Below are 13,587 nucleotides of genomic sequence, written 5' to 3'. Positions count from 1 at the left end.
ACAGGAAGAGATATCGTGTATGGTTTTCAGAGACTGGTGGAGATATGAATCCAGAAGTGGTCATCATGGCAGAGAGGAAATACCTGTAAACATCCCGAACACAGAAGTCAAGCTCTCTTGCGGTGACGATAGCCGAAAGGCAAAAATAACACGTGGCCACTGAGAAAGCCGGTACCCGAAAGGGTACCGGTCTTTTTAATTTCGGAATACATGCAGACAGCACAGTCATCTAATCCGGGCCCTGCCCAGGGCCGCAGGCCCCATCGGCAGACACACCATGGTTATGGAAAAAAGACGTCGGCTGTCTTGCATGGCGTCTTTGAAAGAAATCAGTTTTCAGACTTTTCATTGCGGGGAAGCTTCGGGAGTTTTCTTTTTCTGCGGATAAGCAGCCAGATGACAGCCACAACAGCAGCAGACAGCAGGATCCAGGGGAACAGGTAAATCAGGATAACAGCAATGGAACTGATGGCCTGACCAAACGTATGCCAGGTGTTGTCAAAGGCATACGCCAGCCCACTGGAAGTGCTGGATTCCCTTGCGGTGATCCAGATCGTGGAATAGGCCAGATCCATTTCCATGTCCGCCTGAGAAGATTCCCAGGTTTGCAGTTCGTCGTGGACCTGACGCAGCTGGTCTTCCAGTGCAGCGATATCCCCGACGGTCTGCGCCTGGTCAAGCAGTTCGTGGAGACGGGTTTCTTCTTTTTTCAGACTGTCGATTTTTCTTTGCACATCCGTGTAGTTCCGGGTGATGTTGGTGGCTGTCTTGTCTTCCTGTTCCAGGGTGCCGGAGGCAGCGAGCTGACTGGTGAAAGAGTCATAGGATTCGGCGGGGATCCGGATTTGCCAGGTGCCGGTCTGCAGGGCGGAATCCGGTTCCTGCATGCGGGACTGGGATTCGATGAATCCGCCGGTTTCTTCCAGAAGGCGGTCGAGCTGCCGGGAGAAGGCAGTCAGATTGTCGATGCGCAGGGAGAGACTGCCGTTGTAGATGATTTTATCGCTTTGCAGTTCTCCGGAAGCGGGAGCCGGCTGCAGGGTGCCGGTTCCCTGGTCAGAGGTGTCCATGGCCCAGGTTTCCTGCGCATAGCTGCCGGCGGATTTGGCTGCAGCTGTGCCGGGGCTGGTTTCGGATTGACTTGCATAACTGGCGCAGCCGGCTGTCAAAAGGGACAGGATCATAAGGATGCATAGATGTTTTTTCATGCGTGCTCCTTTCAAGTCTTTGGGAAAAGTATACCAAAATCGAAACAGACGATATAATCAGAGTCAGTGGAAAGGGATGAAACGAATGAGAAATACCATTCTCAGGGAGGATACAGAGCTGCTGGATGAGCAGGGAAGAGTCACGTCTCCGGGCTTTGCCTGCCGTTCGCTGTGGCGGTATGACCGAAGCCGGATACAGGCTTCCAGGGTGCGGATCAAAGAGTGGGAATATTACCTGGTGATGACTGATGAGTTCGCAGCGGCTTTCACGCTGGGCGACCTGGGTTATCTTCGGATGGCTTCCATCAGTTTCCTGGACCTGGTGAAGAAAACTGACTGTACACGAACGGCGCTGAAACCGGCTGGAGCACCGTTCCTGCAGGAAAAGGTGATTTCCTGGACGGGGAAAGACATGATGCTCCGGTTCGAGACAGAGGGAAAATCCCATCACATCTGGTGCTGGTGGAAGAATTTTGCAGGCCATTCGGATTTCAGGGCTGATCTGCGGTTTCTGGATGAGCCTGTGGATTCGATGAACATTGTGACTCCCTGGGCAGACAGAAAGAAATTTTACTATAATACCAAGATCAACTGCATGCCGGCGGCCGGAACCATTGTCTGCAACTGGCATGTCTGGCATCTGGATCCGGAGAAAGACTCGGGTATCCTGGACAGAGGACGCGGCGTATGGCCGTATCGCATTCACTGGTACTGGGGTACATGTTCCACGATGGTGGATGGCGTTCCCTTCGGGTTTTCCATTGGCTATGGGTTCGGAGATACATCCGCTGCCAGCGAAAATGTCATTTTCTACGACGGGCGGATCCACAAACTGGATGACATCGCCTTCGAGATTCCGGCCAATCCGATGCTGCCCTGGACGGTGAACAGTTCGGATGGACGCTTTGAGGCGGTGTTCACGCCGGAGCTGGACAGAAGTGCCAGAATCAGTGCGCTGGTTGTGGATTCGAAGCAGCATCAGTATTTTGGCAGAATCACCGGGACGGCTGTGCTGGATGATGGCAGGACCATTGTCATGCAGGATCTGCGCTGCGCGGTGGAAGACATCAGGAACCGGTACTGACTATGATTCGGATTGCGATTCTGGAGCACGAGAAGGAAACCAAGGACATTGTGTTTCTGCTGTCCCGGGTGCTGAACCGGGCTGACTGGGTGTTCCGCCATTATTTCAAGGCCAGCGAACTGGCAAAACGGATGAAGGAAGAGTCCTATCAGATTTTCATTTTTGATGAAATATTCAAGTCTCCCCGCATGGAGTCGGTGTTCGTGCATGATAATCCGGATGCGGTTTTCATCTATCTGTGCCGGGATCCTGAACAGCTGCGGGCAGAGGACAACCGGGAGAGAATTTTCTATCTCGGAAAGGATTCTCTGGCTTCGGGGCTGGAGAGCATCAGCCGGCGGCTGATTGCCCAGTCTTCCCAGAATGACAACTACACGCTGATTTACGATGGCACCCACGTGAACATTCCCTATCAGGAGATTTACTATGTGGAAAAAATCGAAAAAATGGTATGGTTTCATACCAAAAAGGGTGTATTCCACAAACGGATGAACATGTCAGATCTGGAAAAAATCTTCGCTCCCTACGGCTTTCTGCGGGTGCATGTTTCCTATCTGGTCAACCGGAAGCACATCCGGGCCTGGAACAAGGAAGATGTGGAACTGGTGACCGGTGCTCTCATTCCGCTGTCCAGAGCGCAGAAACGGAAACTGCGGAATGAAAAAGAGCTGGATCCGGCCAGAGAATGATGTGAAAAACGCGCAGGCCGCATGCCGGTATCCGGCTGGGTCTGCGCGTTTTGCTTTGCACGCTGTATTTGCACGCTGTATCAGAATGAACAGCAGATGATGACTGTGGATGCGGGCTGCAGGTGTCTACAGCCGGCGAAGGGCGTCCACAAGTTCAGTTTTCTGGGCGGATTTTTCATCTTTCATCTTGATGACGATGGCCGGGCAGCCGGCTACCACCGCATAAGGCGGCACATCTTCAATGACCACCGCACCGGCGGCGACAACAGCGCCGCGTCCAACTCTGCATCCTTCAATGACCACGGCATTGGCGCCGATCATCACATCGTCTTCGATGACCACCGGCGTGGCGCTGGCGGGTTCAACCACCCCTGCCAGCACGGCACCGGCCCCAATGTGACAGTGTCTGCCCACGATGGCCCGGCCCCCGAGCACCGCATTCATGTCCACCATGGTGTCATCGCCCACCACAGCGCCGATGTTCAGCACGGCACCCATCATGATCACGGCCCCATTGCCAATGGACACCATGTCCCGGATGATGGCTCCGGGTTCGATGCGGGCGTTCAGATTGAGCAGATCCAGCAAAGGAACAGCGGAGTTCCGGCAGTCATTCTCGATGACATAGTCATCCACCGCCCCGGATTCCAGGACCGGCTTGATGTCTTTCCAGTCACCGGTGACCATGTGACCGAAGGTTTTGCAGTTGGGGAAATACACCGGTCCGGAAGCGTTGTACCAGACTTTCACCGGTGTTTTTTTCTCGGATTCCGAGATGAAGCGGATGATTTCCTCCGCATTGAGTTCGTTTGTCATGCGTTTTTTTCCTCCAGAAGTTCCTCCATGGTATACAATCCCGGCTGCTGCCCGGCAGTGAATTCAGCGGCTTTCAGGGCGCCGTTGACGAAAATTTCCCGGGATTCTGCGTGGTGGCTGAGTTTCACGGTTTCCTGCGGCCCGAGATAGAGCACATCATGGTCGCCGGCTGCGGTTCCGCCCCGGAGGGCATGGATCCCGATTTCTTTCTTTCTCGCACCGGTTTGTCCCTGGCGGCCGCAGACGGTTGTGAACTGTCTGTCCGGATCCACGGCATCCCGCAGGGCGAGAGCCGTGCCGCTGGGGGCATCGGCTTTCAGGGCGTGGTGGGTTTCCACGATTTCGATGTCGAATCCTTCCAGCATGGCCGCTGCCTGCGCCGCGAGTTTTTTCAGCACGGCGATTCCCAGAGAATAATTGGCGGAGAAGAATACCGGGCGGTGCCCGGCTGCTGCATGCAGCCTGTCCAGATGTTCCTGACTGTAGCCGGTGGTGCCTTCCACAATGGCAGCCTGAGAGGGCAGAGACAGGATCCATTCCAGATTGTCAGGGTGCGAAAAATCGATGATGACATCTTCCTGGCCTGCTGCCTGCGGTACCTCACCGGGATTCAGCCGGTCGCCGGCAGCCAGCACTTCATGACCCAGCTGGCTGGCGCGGGCACAGATCAGCTGTCCCATCCGCCCGGTCCCCACGACGATGACTTTCATGCGCAGAGTCCCGCTTTCTGCAGTTCCCGCTTCAGAATTTCCCGGTGCTGTTCCTCCATGGGATACAGAGGCAGCCGGTAGCCGCCTACATCCATGCCCATGAGGTTCATGGCTTCCTTGACGGGGATGGGATTCACTTCAATGAACAGGGCGTGGATCAGATCCAGGAGTTCCCTCTGAAGACTGAGAGCCCCCTGGACATCATTGTTCAGATACCGGGACACCATGTCATGGGTCTGGGAGGGGGCTACATCTGCCAGCACCGAAATCACCCCGGAAGCTCCGGCACCCATCATGGGCACAATGATGTCGTCATTGCCGGAGTACATCACAAAGTCGTCGTTCAGCAGTTTCGAGACATTCATGGCATAGGATATGTTGCCGCTGGCTTCCTTGATTCCCTGAATCATGGGATGGCGGCTGAGCCGTTCAACCACTTCCACCGGAATGGACATGCCTGTGCGGCCGGGGATGTTGTAGAGGATGATGGGGATGTTCACCGTATCCGCCACTGTGGTGAAGTGGCGGACCAGCCCTTCTGTATTGGCTTTGTTGTAATAGGGGGAAATCAGGAGCAGTCCGTCAGCGCCCATCTTTTCGTATTTCTTCGCTTTGTCCAGCTGCGTGGCGGTGTTGTTGGACCCGGCACCCACAATCACCGGAATGCGTCCTGCGGCGGCTTCAATCACGGTCTTCGCCGCCAGATCATCTTCTTCTTCGGTCATGGTGGAACTTTCTCCGGTGGTGCCAAGGACAAGAATGCCGTCTGTGTCATGGGATACGTGGAATTCCACCAGTTCCCGGAGTTTTTCCGTGTTTACGCTGCCATCCTCGCAGAAGGGTGTGACAAGAGCCACAATGGAGCCTTTGGGCAGACTGGTTGTCATAGATAATAGTCTCCTTTCAAGATCCGGACAGCCGGACCGCTCATATATACAATGCCGTCTTCAATGTCGATGTGCAGCAAACCGCATTTCAGTTCCACATCCACAGAAGGATTGGCGAGTCCTTCCCGCCAGGCCTGAAAAGCAGAAGCACAGACGCCCGTGCCGCAGGCCAGTGTCACACCGCAGCCCCGTTCGTAGGTCTGCACCCGGAGGTGATTCCGGTCCACCACTTCCACAAAGTTCACATTGGTCTGCTGCGGGAACAGGGACGCATGACAGATCTCCCGGCCGGGGACTTCGATGTTGCCCATGGCATTGTCGGTGAATACCACAGTGTGGATGGTTCCCATGAAGAAACTTGTGATTTCATGATCGTTCAGCAGATAGTGATCCACCTGGAAAGGCGTCCCGATGGTTTCCCGGGAAAAGTCCGGTTCGCCCATCATGATCCGGTAGCGGTCATTCCCCAGCACAGTGACGTGTTTTGTTCCCGCCAGTGTCACGACGTCGAATCCGGTTCCGGAAGCCAGACCTTCCTGCAGACAGAACGCCGCGAAACAGCGGATCCCGTTTCCGCACATGGGCGCCCGGGTCCCGTCCTGATTGTAGTAGATCATTTCCAGGGGACCGGTGTCTGCCACGATGAATCCGTCAGCACCTATGCCTGTATGACGGTCACAGACTCTGACTGCCAGAGCCGGCAGATCCATGCCCTCGACATCCGCTGCCCGGACAATCACGAAATCATTGCCGCAGCCATGGTATTTGGTGACGGGGATTGCTTTCTGTTCCATCTCAGGATTCCTCCGGAAGCGGTTCTTCGTTGCGGATCAGATCCTCCAGATCCTGCGGGCGGATCACCCAGCGGGCCTGACCATCCTTGACAAACAGTGTCCCGGGAACCGGCAGCTTGTTGTAGTTGGAAGCCATGGACTGTCCATAGGCACCGGTGGAGGCCACCGCCAGAATGTCTCCCGGTCTGGCAGGCTGCAGCCGGCCATCCCGGAGGATGATGTCGCCGCTTTCGCAGCATTTGCCTGCGACAGTGACCGTTTCGCTTTTCTCTTCATCCATCCTGTCGGCCAGCACAGCTTCGTATTCAGCCTGATACAGTGCCGGCCGGATGTTGTCATTCATCCCGCCATCCACGAAGACATAGCGGCGGTGTTCCGTATCCTTGATGCTGCCCACCGTATACAGCGTCCAGCCTGCTTCAGCCGCAATGGACCGTCCCGGTTCGATGATGAGTTCCCGGACAGAAAGCCCATGGCGCTTCACTGCCTCTGTCATGGCTTCCAGGATCCGGCGGCATACGGTTTCCACCGGCGGGCAGCTGTCCTTGTCTGTATACCGGGCTGCGAATCCACCGCCCAGATCCAGACAGCTGATCTGCAGACCGGTCTGATCCTGGAATTCCTTTGTGAAGGCGGTGACTTTGTCGATTTCAGCCGCAAATGCCTCCGGCTCGAAAATCTGGGAACCGATATGAGCGTGGAACCCGGCGAAATCCAGATTCGGCGCTTCATCCAGGATCCGGCAGGTTTCGATGATCTCCTGACTGCGGGTGATGGAGATGCCGAACTTGCTGTCGATGTCTGCCGTGACAATGTAGGCATGCGTGTGGGCTTCCACACCGGGATTGATCCGCAGCAGCGTGCGGGTCCGGCTGCCGGGATGACCGGTGCTGAGAAACGCCAGACGGCCGGCTTCTGCCAGATTGTCCACCACGATGGTTCCCACGCCGGCTTCCAGAGCCATCTCCAGTTCCGCATCTGTCTTGCTGTTTCCGTGAAACAGAATGTGATTCATGTCAAAGCCGGCTTTCATGGCGGTGTAGAGCTCTCCGCCGGAAACAGCATCCGCCCAGAGACCTTCCCGCTGCACCAGCTGCATCATGGCCAGACAGCAGAAGGCTTTGGAGGCATAGGCCACGTGACAGTCAAAGAGCGGGGAGGAAAACACCTGCCGGAACTGACGCATGCGTTCTTCCAGCCTGTTCTGATCGTACACATAGACAGGTGTGCCGAACCGGGCTGCCAGCTGTGAGGCTTCGGCCCCTGCGATTTCAAGTTTCATACAATTCTCCTTTGATAAAAGCCGGCAGACACAAACGCATCCGCCGGCTTACGGTTCACCTTCGGATAGCGCTCCTGCAGCTTTGTTCTGCAGACAGTCCGCGGGATCTTCTCCCGTCGGCCCACCGCCCCTGCATGCCTGAAGGGACAGTTCGGCGTCAGCGCTCCCTGTGGTCTCATGCGCCTGCCGGCTGGAATCACAGGAGTCGCCTCCGCGACCTCTATCTGGGGTTATAGTAGCAGAGGCACAGAAGGCATTCAAGAAGACATGCATTGTATTTTCAATGAATATGCAAGAAAATGAAAGAATATGAAAGGCAATCACAATGAGATACAACGAAACTGAAGCATACATCCCGCCTTTGCAGACACTGACAGCATGGCGCAGAGACCTGCACAGGCACCCGGAGCTGGCACTGGATCTTCCCTGGACCAGCACCTGCATCAAGGAGATTCTGAAACAGACGGGTGCTGAAATTCTGGAGCCGATGGACAGCGCCGTGGCTGCCTGGTTTGATTTTGGAGCCCCGGACACACTGATGTTCCGGGCAGACATGGATGCCCTGCCGGTGCAGGAACAGACCGGTGTCCCCTGGTGCAGTCAGACGCCTGGCTGCATGCATGCCTGCGGCCATGATGTGCATATGACAGTGCTGCTGGGTTTTGCCATGGTTCTGTCCCGGATGAAGGAATCTCCCTTCAATATTCTGCTGGTGTTTCAGCCCGGTGAGGAGAATCCCGGGGGTGCCCGGCTGATCTGTGAATCCGGTCTGCTGGAACGGTTTGGCGTCCGGGCTGCCTTTGGACTGCACGTCTGGCCTGCACTGCCTGCCGGCACCATCGCCACCCGGCCGGGACCCATGATGGCTGCCAGCAGCGAAGTGGACATCACGATCCAGGGGCAAAGCACCCATGCGGCCAAATACAGACAGGGAAAGGATGCCCTGGAAGCCGCTGTGCAGCTTGTTGCCGGTCTCTACAGCCAGGAAGCCGCACTGCCGCCGGAAATCTTCCGCCTGCTGCGGTTCGGACGGCTGGAATCCGGCACCATCCGGAATGTGGTGGCAGATTCGGCGCTGGTGCAGGGAACAGTGCGGGCCTTCGAACCAGACCGGTTCCAGGGACTGAAGGACATGATTCTGGAAAGCGCCCGCAGACAGGAAGAGGCAGGCGGCTGCCAGGTCCAGGTGCACTTTTCCGATGGCTATCCCGCTGTGATCAATCACCGGCCGCTGACCGCAGCGCTGATGGAAGCGCTGCCGGATGTGATGGAGCTGGAACAGCCGGAGATGATCAGCGAGGATTTTTCCTTCTATCAGCAGCGGGTCCCCTCCGTGTTCTTTTTTCTGGGAACCGGCACCGGCATTCCGCTGCATGATGCCCGCTTTGATGTCCCCGACCAGGTGCTGACGGAAGGTGTGCGCTTCTGGACCCGTGTCCTGGACGCCCTCTGCCGGAAAGGGAGCGGTTTCACTGAAGAATTATGATAGAATGGACCAAAGGGTTTTCTAGAAGGGAACGGTAAAAAAGTATGAAACTGCTGGCAACTGACTATGACGGCACCCTCTGTTACGGATACGGAGAGGTAATGCCGGAGGATCTGGAAGCGATTGCCCGCTGGAAAGAAGCGGGAAATCTGTTCGCGGTGGTGACCGGGCGGAGCGGCCTGTCCATTCACCGGGAACTGGACAAGTACGATCTGAAGCCTGACTTTCTGATCTGCAACAACGGCGGCCTTGTGTTCGACAAAGACGGCAGACGGCTGTCGGAGAACTATATGGAAACCATCACGGCAGTGGACCTGGTCTATGCGATGAAGGAAATGGACAATGTCTGCAGCGTAATGGTCAATGACGGAATGGCCCGGCACAAGGTGATTGTGAATCCGCAGCTGTCGGATCCCCGCTATGCAGGGGTGAAGGGGGATCTGCCGGAAGACGAGGCACTCTCACTGCCCCGGTACTGCCAGATCGTTGTATCCATGACCGACTCTCAGGCCGCGGAGGATATGGCGGAGCAGATCAATCATTTCTTCGGAGAGCATCTGTCAGCCTATCCCAACAATACCTGTGTGGATGTGGTGGCCAGAGGCGTCAGCAAGGGAGAAGGTCTGCAGTTCGCGCTTTCCTGGGCGGATGTGGATGAAGATGATGTCTATGTCCTGGGGGATTCCTGGAACGATCTGCCCATGATCGAGGCGGTGGAACACAGTGCTGTGATCGAAACGGCACCGGAGGCTGTCAAAGCCCAGGCTTCCCGCACCTGCACCGGTCTGCACGAACTGGTCGACGATCTTCTGGCCTGATGCCATCCCGGCTGTTTGCGAAACAGCCGGATTTCTGAATCAAAGGGGGACAGATATGGATTTTTCCATCAACGATGTCTGGCTGTGGCTGCAGCTGCTGCTGGACATTCTGGCTGTGAGCGCAGTCCTGTATTCGGGTCTGCGGATCATACGCAACAATTCCCGGACCATCCAGATATTCAAGGGGATTCTGGTGGTCATTCTCATCAAGCTGCTGGCTCTCTCTCTGGGTCTGCATGCCCTGAACTGGCTCATTGACATATTCCTGAACTGGGGCGTTGTGGCAGTGCTGATCCTGTTTCAGCCGGAAATCCGCAGCATGCTGGAAAAAGTCGGGAAGACCACGGCAATCTTTTCTCAGAACGTTTCCGTGTCGCAGATTTCCGGCATGGTGGATGAACTGGTGGAATCCTGTTCAGCCATGTCCCGTACCAAAACCGGGGCGCTGATTACCATTCAGATGAGCCAGAGTCTGCAGGATTTCATCGAAACGGGAATCTCCATGGATGCCGAGGTTTCCAGCGAACTGCTGGGCACGATTTTCCAGTACGGAACGCCCATGCATGACGGAGCCGTGATCATTCAGGGCGTGAAAATCGCCTGTGCGGCAGCGTATTTTCCGCCCACATCCCGGGATCTGCCCACGCGCTACGGTGCCCGGCACAGGGCGGCGGTGGGCATATCGGAAATCACCGATTCCATCACGATCATTGTTTCGGAGGAAACCGGTGCGATTTCCGTGGCCATGCGGGGACAGCTGACTCAGTACAATCCGGATGCGCTGCACCGGTTTCTGATGAACAAGCTGGCAGCGCCGGAAGAGGAAGCTGCCTTCAGCATGGAACCTGTGATCAAGACAGCCCGCCGGGTGGGCCTGAACATCCCCCGCCGGGAGATGCCCCAGGAAAAACCCAGAGATGAACGGATCAAGCCAATTGAAGTGGAGGATCTGTACAACGGAGGCAGCCATGAGTGAGAAAAAACGCGTATCGGGATTCATGCGCTGGGTGCGCCGGTTCTGCAAAACTGCCGTGAACTGGATCAGCAAGCTGTTTGACCAGATCGTATACAACCGCAAAGCCAGTCTGGCAGTCAGCATCATGACAGCGGTTGCCCTCTGCATTTCCGTGAATTTCGATGACCTTTCAGCCATGTTTGTCAACGGCAGCCAGACCACGCTGAATGTATCCGGCATTCCGGTGGATGTCAGGATCAATGAAGAGGAATACAAGGTGGAAGGATTGCCGAATACGGCGGATCTGACTGTTACCGGCACTCCTGCGGATATTCAGGTGTTCCGCTCCCAGCAGTCCAATGTGGTGGTCACGGCCAATCTGACCAGCTTCGGTCCGGGACGCAATGAAGTGCCGCTGACTGTCTCCGGTGTTCCGGATTCTCTGAGCGTCACGGTGAATCCGGAGTCCTGTTCCATCAACATCATTCAGAAACAGACACGGACCTTTGACATCAAGCCCGAGCTGCTGCTGGGGACCGGTCAGAAGGCTTCGGATTTCCAGACACCGGTGCTGGATCAGACCAAGGTGAAGATCACAGCGGCGCCCAATGAACTCAATGCCATCCGCACCGTCAAGGCGCTGGTGGATGCATCCGGGCAGAGTCAGGATTTCACGGCCAATGCTGTCATTGCAGCCTACAATGCGAATGGAGACAAGATCTCTGTGACAATGCAGCCGCAGACCGTGACGGCCACGGTGAAAGCTGCACAGAAGGAGGAGAATTCCAATGGGTAAGTATTTTGGAACAGATGGTGTTCGCGGCGTCGCGAATGAAGACCTGACCCTGGACATGGCTGTCCGGATCGGACAGTACCTGGGGTGGCATTACGGAAAAGAACGGGAGCATGCCCGAATCCTGATCGGCAAGGATACCAGGCTTTCCGGTGACATGTTTGAACTGGGTCTGGCAGCGGGCGCTGTGAGCACCGGAGCTGAAGTGAAGCTGCTGGGGGTCTGTCCCACGCCGGCGGTTTCCTTTCTGGTGAACCGCTCGGATTTCGACTGCGGGATCATGGTATCCGCCAGCCATAACCCGTATACCGACAACGGGATCAAGATCTTCAATCACGAAGGAAAGAAAATGGAAGAGCCGCTTCTGCTGGCCATAGAAGACTATATGGATGGCAAAACGGAACTTCCGGTGGCTCACGGAGAAAAAGTCGGGACTTTCCAGTGCTGGCCTCAGGGGCTGGATCTGTATGTGCAGTGGCTGGAGTCTGTGGTGCAGGAAGATCTGACGGGAATGAAAATCGCCGTGGATCTGGCAAACGGATCCGCCACAAGCACCGCTGTGCGCACACTGACGGATCTGGGCGCCGAAGTGCTGGCCATTGGCAATGAACCCAATGGCATCAACATCAATCTGCACTGCGGCAGCACCCATCCGGAGAATCTGCAGGCATTTGTCAGGGAAAACGGCTGCGATCTGGGTCTGGCCTTTGACGGAGATGCAGACCGGCTGATTGCGGTGAACAGCGACGGTGAACTGGTCAACGGCGACTACATTCTGTATATCGTTGGCCGGGACATGAAAGAGCAGGGCCGTCTCAAGGGCAACATGGTCGTAACCACCGTCATGGCCAATCTGGGTCTCTACAAAGGCCTGGAGGCTTCGGGCATTGACTACGTACAGACACCCGTGGGTGACAAGTACGTCTTTGAAGAAATGGAAAAGAATGACTACCTGATCGGCGGAGAACAGTCCGGCCACATCATTTTCTATGAAAACATGGTGACAGGCGACGGACTGCTGACGGCACTGAAACTCCTGGAGACGCTCAGACGGACCGGAAAGTCCATTCAGGAACTGTCCCAGGGGCTGTTCATCTATCCCCAGGAACTGGTGAATGTCCGGGTGCGGGACAAGCACGCGGTCATGGAAGACGCCGGCCTGAAGGAAGTCATTGCCGCAGCGGAAGCGGCACTGGAGGGCAACGGACGGATCCTGGTGCGTCCTTCCGGAACAGAACCGCTGGTCCGGGTCATGGCTGAAGCTGCCACAGACGAAATCTGCCGCAGCTGCGTGAAACAGGTCACCGACTATCTGGAAGAGAACGGATTCTAGCGGATTGATACATAAGCGGACTGATACAAAGGAGGCACCTGCATGAAGCGAGTGATCAGCATCGTAGAGGACGAAAAGGACATCAACAACCTGGTGGCGCAGTATCTGCGCAAGGAAGGATATGAAGTCCATTCCTACTATACTTATGAAGAAGCCAGCGCCCATGCCGGAGATGACGACGTGCATCTGTGGATCCTGGACATCATGCTGGACGACAAGAGCGGATTCGACCTGATTGAGGAAATCAGGCTGCGGGATCCGGATACTCCGGTGATCTTCATGTCTGCCAGAGACAAGGAGTTCGACCGGATCATCGGGCTGGAAAAGGGATCGGATGATTACATCACCAAGCCCTTTTCTCCCAAGGAACTGGTTCTCCGGGTCAACAACATCATCAAGCGGGCTTACAAGGACAACAGCAACCGCATCGCCGTGGACGGATACGAGCTGGACGAAGTGCAGCGCAAGATCTATGCGGACAATGTGGAGATCGAACTGACGACCAAGGAGTTCGACCTGCTGATGATGTTCATCAAGAACAAGGGCATTGCCTTTTCCCGGGACAAGATTCTGGAGAATGTCTGGGATGAGAACTATTTCGGTTCGGACCGGGTGGTGGATGATACCCTGCGCCGGCTGCGAAAGAAACTGCCGAACCTGAACATCCATACGATTTACGGCTACGGGTACCGGCTGGGATGAGACAGCAGCGAGGTCCCTGGTTTACCAGGA

The 13,587-nt window shown here is 55.9% G+C and carries 14 protein-coding genes and 1 rRNA gene; 9 read left to right on the top strand and 6 right to left on the bottom strand.

Going from position 1 to position 13,587, the window contains the following annotated elements:
* Positions 1–55 precede the first annotated feature (55 nt).
* Positions 56–162, top strand: a 5S ribosomal RNA gene (gene rrf / locus QZ305_RS08350).
* Between the two features lie 167 nt (positions 163–329).
* Here rrf and QZ305_RS08345 read toward each other — a convergent pair.
* Complete coding sequence (locus QZ305_RS08345) at positions 330–1,208, bottom strand: DUF4349 domain-containing protein (protein ID WP_294731270.1); 879 nt, start codon at positions 1,206–1,208, stop codon at positions 330–332.
* An 85-nt stretch (positions 1,209–1,293) separates the two neighbouring features.
* Here QZ305_RS08345 and QZ305_RS08340 point away from each other — a divergent pair, with 85 nt between their 5' ends.
* Both QZ305_RS08340 and QZ305_RS08335 read left to right on the top strand, forming a co-directional pair.
* Positions 1,294–2,292 carry a DUF2804 domain-containing protein gene (locus QZ305_RS08340; protein ID WP_294731269.1) on the top strand — a complete coding sequence of 333 codons (999 nt, stop codon included), beginning with the start codon at positions 1,294–1,296 and terminating at the stop codon, positions 2,290–2,292.
* Positions 2,293–2,294: 2 nt separating this feature from the next.
* Complete coding sequence (locus tag QZ305_RS08335; RefSeq protein ID WP_294731268.1) at positions 2,295–2,981, top strand: LytTR family DNA-binding domain-containing protein; 687 nt, start codon at positions 2,295–2,297, stop codon at positions 2,979–2,981.
* Between the two features lie 126 nt (positions 2,982–3,107).
* On the opposite strand, the gene dapD is transcribed toward QZ305_RS08335, so the two are convergent.
* From dapD to lysA, 5 genes are read right to left on the bottom strand one after another with little or no spacing between them, the layout of a single operon-like run.
* Positions 3,108–3,797, bottom strand: coding sequence for a 2,3,4,5-tetrahydropyridine-2,6-dicarboxylate N-acetyltransferase (dapD, locus tag QZ305_RS08330; protein ID WP_294731267.1), 690 nt, complete (start codon positions 3,795–3,797; stop codon positions 3,108–3,110).
* Positions 3,794–4,507 (bottom strand): 4-hydroxy-tetrahydrodipicolinate reductase, encoded by a 714-nt coding sequence (gene dapB, locus QZ305_RS08325; RefSeq protein WP_294731266.1) that lies wholly within the window; start codon positions 4,505–4,507, stop codon positions 3,794–3,796. The genes dapD and dapB overlap by 4 nt, the downstream gene beginning before the upstream one ends.
* Complete coding sequence (gene dapA, locus QZ305_RS08320; RefSeq protein WP_294731265.1) at positions 4,504–5,394, bottom strand: 4-hydroxy-tetrahydrodipicolinate synthase; 891 nt, start codon at positions 5,392–5,394, stop codon at positions 4,504–4,506. Before dapA ends, dapB begins: the two co-directional genes overlap by 4 nt.
* Entirely contained in the window at positions 5,391–6,188 is a 798-nt protein-coding gene (gene dapF / locus QZ305_RS08315) for a diaminopimelate epimerase (protein WP_294731264.1), read from the bottom strand. The genes dapA and dapF overlap by 4 nt, the downstream gene beginning before the upstream one ends.
* Position 6,189: 1 nt before the next feature.
* Complete coding sequence (gene lysA, locus QZ305_RS08310; protein ID WP_294731263.1) at positions 6,190–7,470, bottom strand: diaminopimelate decarboxylase; 1,281 nt, start codon at positions 7,468–7,470, stop codon at positions 6,190–6,192.
* Positions 7,471–7,795: 325 nt separating this feature from the next.
* On the opposite strand from lysA, the gene QZ305_RS08305 reads away from it, so the two are divergent.
* From QZ305_RS08305 to QZ305_RS08280, 6 genes are read left to right on the top strand one after another with little or no spacing between them, the layout of a single operon-like run.
* On the top strand, positions 7,796–8,956 hold the full coding sequence (locus QZ305_RS08305) for a M20 family metallopeptidase (protein WP_294731262.1): 1,161 nt from the start codon (positions 7,796–7,798) through the stop codon (positions 8,954–8,956).
* Positions 8,957–9,000: 44 nt separating this feature from the next.
* Positions 9,001–9,774, top strand: a complete 774-nt coding sequence (locus tag QZ305_RS08300; RefSeq protein ID WP_294731260.1) for an HAD-IIB family hydrolase — start codon at positions 9,001–9,003, stop codon at positions 9,772–9,774.
* 55 nt (positions 9,775–9,829) lie between these two features.
* Positions 9,830–10,750, top strand: coding sequence for a diadenylate cyclase CdaA (cdaA, locus tag QZ305_RS08295; protein ID WP_294731259.1), 921 nt, complete (start codon positions 9,830–9,832; stop codon positions 10,748–10,750).
* On the top strand, positions 10,743–11,525 hold the full coding sequence (locus QZ305_RS08290) for a YbbR-like domain-containing protein (protein WP_294731258.1): 783 nt from the start codon (positions 10,743–10,745) through the stop codon (positions 11,523–11,525). The genes cdaA and QZ305_RS08290 overlap by 8 nt, the downstream gene beginning before the upstream one ends.
* Positions 11,518–12,855: a phosphoglucosamine mutase gene (glmM, locus tag QZ305_RS08285; RefSeq protein WP_294731257.1), complete on the top strand. Its 1,338-nt coding sequence runs from the start codon at positions 11,518–11,520 to the stop codon at positions 12,853–12,855. Before QZ305_RS08290 ends, glmM begins: the two co-directional genes overlap by 8 nt.
* 42 nt (positions 12,856–12,897) lie before the next feature.
* On the top strand, positions 12,898–13,557 hold the full coding sequence (locus QZ305_RS08280; RefSeq protein ID WP_067555869.1) for a response regulator transcription factor: 660 nt from the start codon (positions 12,898–12,900) through the stop codon (positions 13,555–13,557).
* Positions 13,558–13,587 lie beyond the last annotated feature (30 nt).

It is taken from the genome of uncultured Faecalibaculum sp., assembly GCF_910588395.1.
In the GTDB taxonomy this organism is placed as follows: domain Bacteria; phylum Bacillota_I; class Bacilli_A; order Erysipelotrichales; family Erysipelotrichaceae; genus Faecalibaculum.
This window is presented reverse-complemented; position numbering and strand designations above follow the sequence as displayed.

Excerpts from the sequence above, each read along its gene's own strand:
- lysA (WP_294731263.1), bottom strand. The coding sequence starts at position 7,470 with ATGAAACTTGAAATCGCAGGGGCCGAAGCCTCACAGCTGGCAGCCCGG.
- cdaA (WP_294731259.1), top strand. The coding sequence starts at position 9,830 with ATGGATTTTTCCATCAACGATGTCTGGCTGTGGCTGCAGCTGCTGCTG.
- QZ305_RS08335 (WP_294731268.1), top strand. The coding sequence starts at position 2,295 with ATGATTCGGATTGCGATTCTGGAGCACGAGAAGGAAACCAAGGACATT.
- QZ305_RS08345 (WP_294731270.1), bottom strand. The coding sequence starts at position 1,208 with ATGAAAAAACATCTATGCATCCTTATGATCCTGTCCCTTTTGACAGCC.
- glmM (WP_294731257.1), top strand. The coding sequence starts at position 11,518 with ATGGGTAAGTATTTTGGAACAGATGGTGTTCGCGGCGTCGCGAATGAA.
- QZ305_RS08280 (WP_067555869.1), top strand. The coding sequence starts at position 12,898 with ATGAAGCGAGTGATCAGCATCGTAGAGGACGAAAAGGACATCAACAAC.
- QZ305_RS08340 (WP_294731269.1), top strand. The coding sequence starts at position 1,294 with ATGAGAAATACCATTCTCAGGGAGGATACAGAGCTGCTGGATGAGCAG.
- QZ305_RS08300 (WP_294731260.1), top strand. The coding sequence starts at position 9,001 with ATGAAACTGCTGGCAACTGACTATGACGGCACCCTCTGTTACGGATAC.
- QZ305_RS08290 (WP_294731258.1), top strand. The coding sequence starts at position 10,743 with ATGAGTGAGAAAAAACGCGTATCGGGATTCATGCGCTGGGTGCGCCGG.
- dapA (WP_294731265.1), bottom strand. The coding sequence starts at position 5,394 with ATGACAACCAGTCTGCCCAAAGGCTCCATTGTGGCTCTTGTCACACCC.
- dapB (WP_294731266.1), bottom strand. The coding sequence starts at position 4,507 with ATGAAAGTCATCGTCGTGGGGACCGGGCGGATGGGACAGCTGATCTGT.
- QZ305_RS08305 (WP_294731262.1), top strand. The coding sequence starts at position 7,796 with ATGAGATACAACGAAACTGAAGCATACATCCCGCCTTTGCAGACACTG.
- dapD (WP_294731267.1), bottom strand. The coding sequence starts at position 3,797 with ATGACAAACGAACTCAATGCGGAGGAAATCATCCGCTTCATCTCGGAA.
- dapF (WP_294731264.1), bottom strand. The coding sequence starts at position 6,188 with ATGGAACAGAAAGCAATCCCCGTCACCAAATACCATGGCTGCGGCAAT.